This window comes from Geomonas sp. (assembly GCF_056994735.1).
The window spans coordinates 1-10,269 of sequence record NZ_JBXKJL010000021.1; the positions used below are offsets into that span (position 1 = coordinate 1).

At 62.1% G+C, this 10,269-nt stretch carries 9 protein-coding genes; 7 read left to right on the plus strand and 2 right to left on the minus strand.

The genetic code is table 11. The features are described 5' to 3' along the window. Positions 1-281: 281 nt before the first annotated feature. From AC11W3_RS00860 to AC11W3_RS00885, 6 genes are all read left to right on the plus strand, one after another. On the plus strand, positions 282-1,250 hold the full coding sequence (locus tag AC11W3_RS00860; protein WP_484091297.1) for an ABC transporter ATP-binding protein: 969 nt from the start codon (positions 282-284) through the stop codon (positions 1,248-1,250). Between the two features lie 122 nt (positions 1,251-1,372). After that, the gene (locus tag AC11W3_RS00865) at positions 1,373-4,201 is read left to right on the plus strand and encodes a PAS domain S-box protein (RefSeq protein ID WP_484092337.1); all 2,829 of its coding nucleotides are present in this window, start codon (positions 1,373-1,375) and stop codon (positions 4,199-4,201) included. Continuing rightward, a complete protein-coding gene (locus AC11W3_RS00870) occupies positions 4,198-5,355 on the plus strand; it encodes a hybrid sensor histidine kinase/response regulator (RefSeq protein WP_484091299.1) in 1,158 nt (385 codons plus the stop codon). Before AC11W3_RS00865 ends, AC11W3_RS00870 begins: the two co-directional genes overlap by 4 nt. Continuing rightward, entirely contained in the window at positions 5,352-6,485 is a 1,134-nt protein-coding gene (locus tag AC11W3_RS00875) for an ABC transporter permease (RefSeq protein ID WP_484091300.1), read from the plus strand. The genes AC11W3_RS00870 and AC11W3_RS00875 overlap by 4 nt, the downstream gene beginning before the upstream one ends. A 161-nt stretch (positions 6,486-6,646) precedes the next feature. Further along, positions 6,647-7,777 (plus strand): ABC transporter permease, encoded by a 1,131-nt coding sequence (locus AC11W3_RS00880; RefSeq protein ID WP_484091301.1) that lies wholly within the window; start codon positions 6,647-6,649, stop codon positions 7,775-7,777. A 96-nt stretch (positions 7,778-7,873) separates the two neighbouring features. Next, on the plus strand, positions 7,874-8,329 hold the full coding sequence (locus AC11W3_RS00885; protein ID WP_484091302.1) for a (deoxy)nucleoside triphosphate pyrophosphohydrolase: 456 nt from the start codon (positions 7,874-7,876) through the stop codon (positions 8,327-8,329). Here the strand turns inward: AC11W3_RS00885 and AC11W3_RS00890 are convergent. After that, positions 8,290-8,439, minus strand: coding sequence for a hypothetical protein (locus tag AC11W3_RS00890; protein WP_484091303.1), 150 nt, complete (start codon positions 8,437-8,439; stop codon positions 8,290-8,292). The genes AC11W3_RS00885 and AC11W3_RS00890 overlap by 40 nt on opposite strands. Before the next feature lie 67 nt (positions 8,440-8,506). Beyond that, a complete protein-coding gene (rdgC, locus tag AC11W3_RS00895) occupies positions 8,507-9,703 on the minus strand; it encodes a recombination-associated protein RdgC (RefSeq protein ID WP_484091304.1) in 1,197 nt (398 codons plus the stop codon). 383 nt (positions 9,704-10,086) lie between these two features. Here rdgC and AC11W3_RS00900 point away from each other — a divergent pair. Continuing rightward, positions 10,087-10,269, plus strand: a 183-nt coding sequence (locus AC11W3_RS00900; protein ID WP_484092338.1) for a hypothetical protein, incomplete at its 3' end; no start/stop codon positions are given.

The following is a 10,269-nucleotide window of genomic DNA, read 5'->3' on the forward strand; positions in this document are numbered from 1 at the left end:
CCGGATGAGGCCCGGCGCAGCGCGGAAAAGACCCTTCATGATGCAGGCGTCGATCTCATTTCCGTCAGGGAGGTCGAGGCTTCCCTCGAGGACCTCTTCGTTTCGCTCTTAAGGTGAATGGTGAATGGTGAATGGTGAATGGTGAATGGTGAATGGTGAATGGTGAATCGCTGTTGTAGGAGCGCCCTTCCGGGCGCGAACCGCGGCTGCATTGAAAATCCGGCGGGCGCGAATCGCGAGGCAGGAATGCCGCTCCTGTACATTGGAAATCGGGACGTGCAATGACAAGTGAACCCAGTATAAAGGCCACTCCCCAATCCCCGGCCCCCACTCCCCAGGTCTCCCTGCATGAGCTCACCCGGCGCTTCGGCGACTTCACCGCGGTTGACCGGCTGACCCTGGACGTGGCCCGCGGGGAGATCTTCGGCTTCCTGGGGCCCAACGGCGCGGGAAAGTCGACTACGATCCGCATGCTTTGCGGTATCCTCCCCCCGACCTCGGGAAGGGGCACCGTGGCCGGCTACGACATAAGTACTGAGTCGGAGCAGATCAAGAAGCAGATCGGTTACATGAGCCAGAAGTTCTCCCTCTACGAAGACCTCACCGTTGAAGAGAACATCGACTTTTACAGCGGGATCTACCGCATCCCCCAGGAGAAGAAGCGGCAGCGCAAGGAGTGGGTCATCGAGATGGCCGGCCTCACCGAGCAGCGCCGGGCCCGCAGCGCCACCCTTTCCGGCGGCTGGAAACAGCGCCTGGCTCTCGGGTGCGCCATCCTGCACGAACCGCCGATCGTGTTCCTGGACGAGCCAACGTCCGGCGTCGACCCGATCAGCCGACGCAGCTTCTGGGAGCTCATCTACCGCCTCGCCGGGGAAGGGGTAACGGTGTTCGTCACCACCCACTATATGGAGGAAGCTGAGTGCTGCGATCGACTGGGCTTCATCTTCGGCGGCGAGCTGATCGCCCTGGGGACCCCGGCCCAGCTGAAGAGGGACTTTGCCGGCGAGGTCGTTGCCGTCGGCTGCGAGCGCCCCTTCGAGGCGCTGGAGCGGGTGGAATCGCTTCCCGGAGTTCACCGGGCGGCGCTCTTCGGCGCCGGGCTCCACCTCGTGGTGGAGAGCGCGCAGGAGGCCATGCCGGCCATCGGGGAGGCCCTTCCGGAGATGGCGCTTCGCATGGAACGTATCTCCCCATCACTCGAGGATCTCTTCGTCTCCTTCATGGAAAGCCGGGCCGGCGGGAGATGAAGGAAAATTTCTCATGATATTGGTTTTTTCTCATGTTTATTGCACGGCAGCCGATGGAGAAGTAATGACACCAGAATAAACGGCAGAAATCTGCCGCACTCCCCCTCTCGATAGGTGGACCCATGCGTTTGTGGGCAGCACTGGCACCGTTCGACACGCAGCGGAAACTGGCATGGAGTCTGTTCCCCTTCCTATTGCTGGTCCTCGGCATCGCCCTGATGACCCGTGTTTCCGACTGGATGGCCGCTCTCCCCCTCCTCCTCCTGTTCCTGGCGGCGGAGCTCCTGCGCCTGATCTGGCGGCGGCACTCCGATCAGGCGGCCCGACGCGGCGAGGAGATGCTCCGGATCTCGCAGCGGATCGCCCACCTCGGGAGCAGGGACTGGGACCTCTCCAGCGGCAGGCTCGAATGCTCCGACGAGGTCTGCCGTATCTTCGGCATCGAAAGCTCGCAGAGACCGCTTGACCACGAGGCCTACCTTGCACTCCTCCCCCAGGATGGACGCCACGCCGTTGCCGCCGCCATCGGTGATGCCCTTGCCGGCGCCGGGGCCTGCTATGCGGTGGAGCACACGGTGGTCCGGCCGGACGGGAGCGAGCGCTGCGTGTACGAGGTGGGGGAAGTTTTCCGTGATGCGACCGGCAACCCCGTCAGGGTGGTCAGCGTGGTCCACGACATCACGGAACGCAAGGAGGCCGAAGGGACTCTATTCTTCCAGAAGCGCTACCGCTGGCTGATCGAGAATCTGCCGCAGCGCATCTTCCTCAAGGACAGGAACTCGGTCTATCTCTCCTGCAACTCCAGCTTCACCCGTGACCTGGGGCTGGAGCCGGGGGCGATCTTCGGCAAGACCGATCACGACCTCTTCCCGGCCCCGTTGGCTACCAAACGGATGGAGGACGACGCGAGGGTCATGGCCGCCGGGGTCCCGGAGGAGCGCGACGAGCAGCAGGAGCGGGGCGGCGGCTGGGTAAGCAAGGCCCTCATTCCCCTCAAAGACGACTCAGGCGCGGTTTACGGCCTTCTCGGCATATTGACCGACATAACCTCTCGCAAACGGGCGGAGGAGCAGTTAAAGGAGAGCGAGGAGCGCTTCCGCGATACCTTCGAGCAGGCCGCCGTCGGCATCTGCCATCTTGCCCTGGACGGTGCGGTCACCCGCATCAACCGCAGATTTTGCGACATCCTCGGTTATACCCAGTCCGAGCTCCTGGGGCGAACGCTCGACGAGACCATCCATCCTGACGATCTCCCGTCCCAGCGAACCCACACCCAGCAGCTGCTGCGCCGGGAGATCGACAATTACAGCATGGAGCTGCGGCACCTGCGCAGGGACGGCTCGCTGGTCTGGGTCAACCTCACCAAGTACCTCCTTTGCGGGGAGGGTGGGGAGCCGAGGTACCTGGCGGGGGTGGTCGAGGACATCACCGCCAAACGGGAGGCTGAGGCCCTGCGCCGGGAGCGCGACATGGTGCAGGCTGCCAGCCGCGCCAAGAGCCAGTTCCTGGCCGGCATGAGCCACGAGATACGCACCCCGATGAACGCCATCATCGGCCTGGGGCGGTTGGCCCTGCAGACGGAGCTCGACCAAAAGCAGCGCGATTATTTAGAGAAGATCTGCTCTTCCGGACAGACCCTTCTTGATATAATCAATGACATTCTGGACTTCTCCAAGATAGAGGCCGGGAGGGTGGAACTCGAGATGACCGAGTTTGCCCTGGCTGATGTCCTGGGCTCGATCTCCGACATGTTCACGGTGAAGGCGCAGGAGAAGGGGATCGGCTACCGGATCAGGCTCGACCCGCAGCTACCGGAGAGGCTTCTGGGCGACCCGCTGCGGCTGACCCAGGTGCTGAACAACCTGGTCGGCAACGCGGTGAAGTTCACCGAGCACGGCGAGGTGGTGGTAGACGTCAAACCCGTGGAACTGGTCTCGGAGCAGATTTCCGTCCACTTCTGCGTCCAGGACACCGGCGTTGGTCTCTCCCAGGAGCAGATCGACAAGATCTTCACCCCCTTCACCCAGGCCGACAGCTCCACCACCCGCAGGTTTGGCGGTACCGGCCTCGGCCTTTCCATCAGCAGCCAGCTGGTCGAGCTGATGGGGGGGGAACTGCGGGTCCAGAGTGTCGCCGGCGCGGGGAGCAGCTTTTATTTCACCGTGAACTTCGGGCTGGTCGCACCGGGCCAGTCACAGGCCGAGGAACTGGAGCCGGATCACCCGGGCCTGCGGCTGCTGGTCCTCGACCAGGACATGGAGTCGCGGGCGACTCTGACCGAGCTGCTGCAGGGCCTGCCCCTCGGCGTCCATTTCGTGGAGAGCGTTCCCGCGGCGCTGGCGACCCTGGCGGACGTGCGTCCCCCCGCCTCCAACACCTTCGATCTGGTGGTGATAGACGGACTCTCGGCCGGTGAGACCGGTATAGAGGCTGTATGCCGCGACATCGCCTCCCGCCATCGGCGCGGCCTGGCCATTCTCGCCACGGTTCCGCAGGAGCAGCTGGAAAAGATGCGGCGGCGAAGCGATGAGCTGGGGCTTGCCGTGGTCCTTGGAACGCCGTTAAGGCCGTCATTGATGCTCGATGGCATCGTGCGGGCCCTGTGCCGGGGGCAATCCCTTCAGGACCGGGAACCCCGTCCGCCGTGCGCGGGCCGCAGGGAAGTGCGCCCCGAAACGGCCGGGCGGGACCAGCAGCCGGCTGGCATCGAGCCTGCCAGGCTCGCGGCAGAGGCGGCGAAACTGGAGCGGCTTCTTTCCAGGAACAGTCTCGATGCCAAGCGGCAGTTCGCCATCTTCCGCTCCGGGATCCCGTCGGGAAGCTATGAGAAGGAACTGAAGGCCCTTGAGCTCTGCCTGGACAGGCTCGATTTCAAGAAGGCGCGACAACTGCTGGCTCATTTTCCAGCCACCCCCTCCGACCTCACACCCGAAGAAAGGGAACGCGCATGAGACGCCAGAACGTCATGATCGTCGATGACACCCCGGCAAATATCGAAGTCGTGAGCGAGAGCCTGGGGGACGAGTACGAGATGATCTTCGCCACCAGCGGGGCCGAGGCTCTCGATCTGATCCGGGAGGACAAACCGGACCTGATCCTGCTCGACATCATGATGCCCGGAATGGACGGCTACGAGGTCTGCACCATCCTGAAGCGCGACCCCTCCACCCGCGATATCCCGGTGATCTTCGTGACGGCCATGATCCAGGATGAGGACGAGATAAAGGGGCTGGAAATGGGCGCCATCGACTACATCACCAAGCCGATCACGCCGCAGGTGGTCCGGGCCCGGGTCAAGAACCACCTGGAGATGAAGCGTTACCGCGATCTACTGGAGAACCTCTCCACCGCCGCCGACCGTACCAAGAAGGAGTTCCTGCGAGGGGTAAGCCACGAGCTGCGCACGCCACTCACCCCGATCATCGGCATGACCGACCTGGTCCTCAACAACGAGGAGGACGACGAGAAGCGCAAGTATCTCTCGTTGGTTCAGAAGGCTGCCATGAAGCTTCTCGGGCTGATCGAGGACCTGATAGAGACCAGCAGGCTGGAAGGAGACGAGGTCCACCTCGAGAAACGCTCCTTCCAGGTCAAGCCCTTCCTGGAGGGGATCGTTGCGGAGCTCGACCCGCTGGCGGCCTCCAAGGGGCTGCACCTTTCCCTGACCGTCGGGCCGGAGTTGCCGGAGTCGATGGTCGCCGACCAGGGGATGCTCCACAAGGTCCTTTCCGTACTGGTCGGCAATGCCGTCAAGTTCACCTCGGAGGGCGAAGTGGCGCTCGAAGCGCAGAGGACCATCTCCGGCGCCGGGATGATGATCCGTTTCTCGGTGGCAGACACCGGGATAGGCATCGCCGAGGGGGATCTCGAGAGGATCTTCAACGACTTCACCCAGTCCGACGGCGCCGTCACCCGCGCCTATCCGGGGTTGGGGCTTGGTCTCACCCTGGCCCGGCGCATCGTCGAGATCATGGAAGGGCAGATCTGGGCCGAGAGTCGCCACGGTGCCGGCTCCATCTTCCATGCCGAAATACCCCTGGTCATCCCCGATAATCCCGCCTTGCCGGAGGGAGCCCCGTCAACCCTTAAAGAGGAGAGCAGGTGAAGTTAAAGAGAATCTCGGCTGTAGCCAGAAAAGAGATGCTGCATGTGGTGCGGGACTGGCGCAGTCTGGGCATCGGGATAGCGATCCCGATCGTGATGCTCTTTCTCTTCGGCTATGCCCTCACCCTCGATGTGGACCGTGTCCCGCTCATCGTCTGGGACCAGAGCGCCACCCCCGCCAGCCGCGATTTCCTCAGCGGCTTCAGCGCCTCCCGCTACTTTCAACTGGTCGGCCATACCGATAACTACGGCGAGATCGAGCACGCCATCGACTCCCGAAGGGCCGTCATCGCCCTCATCATCCCCGTCGATTTCTCCCGCCGGGTCGCCTCCGGCCGCGGCGTCTCCGTCCAGGCCATCCTTGACGGCAGCGATTCCAACGTCGCCTCCTTCGCGCTCGGTTACGCCGAGGCGGTCACCCGCAGTTACAGCGAGAAGATCACCGTCGACCTTTTGCACAGAAAGGGGCTCCCCCCTCCCTCCGGAGGGCTGCGGGTCGAGCCCCGGGTCTGGTTCAACACCGACATGGAGTCGCGCAATTACATCTTCCCCGGGCTGATCGGCATCATCATGATGGTCATCGCAGCTCTTCTCACCTCGCTCACTTTCGCACGCGAATGGGAGGGGGGGACCATGGAGCAGTTGATAGCGACACCGGTGACGGGGGGGGAGCTCATACTCGGCAAGCTCATCCCTTATTTCATCATCGGGACCTTTGACCTGGTGCTGGCCGTGCTGGTCGGCGAGTTCGTCTTCCACATCCCGCTACGCGGACAGCTCTGGCTGATCTTCGCCTCCTCGTCGATCTTTCTGGTGGGGGCGCTGGCGCTGGGCATGCTGATCAGCATCATCACCAAGAGCCAGTTTCTGGCCAGCCAGATCGCCCTGGTCGCCACCATGCTCCCGGCCTTTCTTCTCTCGGGCTTCGTCTTTCCCATCGCCAACATGCCGTACCCGATCCAGCTCTTCACCCACATCATCACCGCGCGATACTTCGTGGTGCTGCTGCGAGGGATCTACTTGAAGGGATTGGGGCTGAAGATACTGTCCGGGGAGGCCGTCTTCCTCGCCATCTTTGCCGCACTGATACTGGCTTTATCGCACCGGAAGTTCCGGAAGAAGATCGAGTGAGAGACGTCTCCCCTCGCCCTCCGGGAGGGGAGAGGGGGACGAAGTGGCCCCTTCGATGAGGGAGGGCGTGGGTTCCCCATTCGTGAGGGGAGGCGTGGTGATCCCATTGCTGAGGGGACGGGCATCGCCGCGGCGGAAAAATTATTCAATGGAGATATTCAGTGCTTGAACGTCTGAGAGCCATGCTGAGGAAGGAATTTATCCAGGTGCTGCGGGACCCGCGCATGCGCTTCGTGATCTTCGTGATACCCGTGGTGCAGACCATCATCTTCGGCTACGCGGTCAACACCGACGTGCGCGATGTGGCCATGGCCATCTACGATCTTGACAACACCAGCCAAAGCAGGGAGGTTGCCGATCGCTTCGTGCGATCGGGGTACTTCAACCTGCGCGAAAGGGTCTTCGACGAGGCCAGGGCGCGGGAGGTGATCGACCGGGGAGACGTCAAGGCCCTGATCAGGATGAATCACGGCTTCGGGGAGCAGGTTGCCAGCGGGCGCGGTGCCGCAGTCCAGTTGATCCTGGACGGCACCGACTCCAACACGGCCGGCATCGCCTTGAACTACGCCGCCAGGATCATCGGGAGCTACAGCGCCAAACTGCAACTCGACTCGGCCTCCAGGACGGCCGGAGCACAGGTCCCGGTCGCCGGAGTCGATCTCGCCAGCCGGGCCTGGTACAACGAGAACCTCGAGAGCCGCAACTTCTTCGTTCCGGCGGTGATCACCAACATCGTCTTCATCATCACCATGCTCCTCTCCAGCATGGCGGTGGTGCGGGAGAAGGAGATCGGAACCATCGAGCAGGTGATCGTAACGCCGATAGGGAAGGGGGAGTTCATCCTGGGCAAGACCGTCCCCTTCATCCTGATCGGCTTCATCAACGTGGCCATCATCTCGCTGGTCGCCGTCTTCTGGTTCGAGGTGCCGCTGCGGGGGAGTGTCCTCCTCATGTTCGGAGCTACCGCGCTTTTCCTCATGAGCTCTCTGGGGATCGGGCTGCTCATCTCCACTGTCAGCCGGACCCAGCAGCAGGCCATGATGAGCGCCTTCTTCGTGATCTTCCCCGCCATGCTCCTCTCCGGCTTCGCCTTCCCCATCGAGAGCATGCCGACCGTAATTCAGTGGATCACCTTGGCGAACCCCATGCGCTTCTTCCTGGTCATCGTGCGCGCCATCTTCCAGAAGGGTGTCGGCATCGACATCCTCTGGCCGCAGTTCCTGGCCCTCCTCATCATCGGCGTCACCATTCTATCGGGCGCAGTCCTCCGCTTCCACAAGACATTGACTTGACGGGGATTGGGGATTGGGTGGGGAGGTTCAGCACAAATCTTCCCTTGACCTTCAACTCCGTTTTCCTTAGGGTCGTGTGGGAGGAGAATTGCCGCCATGACGACAGATACCAGAAGACATATCCACGTTGCCTGCGCGATCATCGAGCGTGACGGGTTGGTCCTCTCGGCGAGACGGAGCGCGTCGATGAACCTCCCTCTCAGGTGGGAGTTTCCCGGAGGGAAAATCGAGCCGGGGGAGGGGCGGGAGGAATGCCTCAAACGCGAACTGGTCGAGGAGATGGGGGTGCAGATAGAGGTCGGCAAGGCCCTCACCCCGGCCACCCACGACTACCCGGCCTTCACCGTGACTCTCTATCCCTACCTCTGCACTATCGTCTCCGGCGAAATCACCCTGTACGAGCACTCTGCGATCTCTTGGCTTGCTCCCGAGCGCATGCTGGAAGTCGAGTGGGCAGATGCCGACCTTCCCATTATCATCGAGTATCAGCGAAGCCGGCTAGGGAGCCGGGGTTACAGGGTCAGTTCCAGCGCCTCTTCCAGCACCTCGTAGAGATCGTCCAGTTCCTCCGGATTCAGCTGAAGCATGGCGGTTTCCGGTTCGGCCTGCATATTTACCGCCTCTTCGGGACTACTCAAACCGATACCCTTCATCTTGCACAAAATGGAAACGGCCCCTCTCATGGGAAAGAGGGGCCGTTTCGGTAACTTCGGCAGCGATGGCGGAATTCTATGCTGCTTCCTTGCCGCAATAGCTGCAGACGTTGAGCCAGCGCTGGATCATCGACTCCTGCTCAGGCCATTCGCTCCCCAGTCTCAACTGGAGGAAGGTGGCGAAGAGTGAATCGAAGAGCTGGGTCCCTTTTTCGAGGAGCACCATCCTCTCGAAGAAAACGGCTTCGCGCTCCATGGCCTCGTCGGTGGTGTTGTCCTTCTCCATCTTGACGGAAGGAGACTTGAAGGAGGCGAAATGGAATAGCTCCCCCTTGAGGGTCATCTTCCAGTGCTCGTCCTCGCTGGTCTCCAGGTGCAGGGTCGCCTCGGTGATCTCCTTCTTGTTCAAAAGGGCCGTCCGGACCTCGTTGAAATGATCCTGAGGGCCGGCCACGGTGATCTTCTGGGCTCCGTTCTCGCCGGCACCGAGCAGCACCACGCGGTCGTCCAGGTAGGCCACGAAAGGCTCTTTCTCCAGGAGGATGCCCTGCTGGTTGATGCTGTACTGGGAGGCCTCGTTCATGGTCTGGTACATGAGCCAGAGCATGAAGTCCGTCCCCAGCCACTGGTTTTCCTTGATCAGGTCCAGGTAGTTGTCGCTGGTCGCCTTGTTGGCCTTCCGCAGAAGCTCCTTGTGCCCCTCGTCCACCAGCACGTTTTCGGCGCGTGCATAGGGGTGGAAGGCCGAGACCCGAAGGCCCTCGAAGGTCTTCTTGAAGTGGTCTTCGAAGAGCTCGATTACCTTAGGCGAAAGCGAGCTGAAGGTCAGGAGGCCGGTATGGGTGTCCCAGACCGCGTCATAGGTGGCGGGGGTAGGGAGCGTCTGGGAGAGGAGCATGGCCCGGACCGCTTCCTTCAAGTCCTCCTTCTTCTGCTTCGGCACCTTGGTGAAGCCGGGATTCTCCGCCAGGAACTCGTCCTGTGCCTTTTCGAGGTGCGCCTTCAGAATGGCGGAAGGGACCGACCTCTTGTCACGCCGCAGGGTGAACATGAGGAAGTGGTCGCGCCAGCAGGCCGCTGGGGAGTCGAACTCGGATGATTTCGGGTCGTCCAAATGTACCCAGCCGACCGATAACTCCTCGTTTCCCTGGTCGATCGGGTTGAACCTATTTGCTGCAAGTTGCTTCAACGTCCACTCGTGGAGGTCTTCCTTGGGGAGTTCTCCCTGGACCTTGAAATGGCAGACGCTCACTGTGTTGGCAAGGATGCCCATCTTCTTCTCCTTCGGTTTGTACTGATGTGGTTTTAGCGGGACAGCATGGATACACCCTTTTGGGGGGGCGGGGCAACTAAAAAGGGATTAACCTCCCCCACATCCAGCGTCTCCCAAGCCTCCCCAGCGTCATCCCCGAGTGCTTCTATCGGGGATCCATTCTTGGATTTCCGCCAGCCCTCACCCCCGCCCCTCCCGGAGGGCGAGGGGAGCAAGCTTCGCCGCTGCCTTGGCCCTAACGTCCCCCCCTTGTCAAAGGGGGGACAGGGGGGATTTGCTGCTGTCGGACAGGTATCGCACCGGCAGCGTCCCTCACCCCTGCTCTCCCGGAGGGCGAGGGGGTGCTTGGCCCGGAGGCGAGGAGTTTTCTGGCCAGGAGAATCGTGAAGGAACCACCGACCGGCAGCGGCTGCCAAAGGACGAGAGAGCTATTGAGCACCATCAAGAGCAAAATCCCCGGCCTCATGCTGATCAGCGCCATCACGGTGGCACTCGGGATGATCCTCGCCAACCACCTCGTGCTGGGGCAGGTGCGCGAGGAGGCGCTCAGGCAGGCCCGGCTGCAG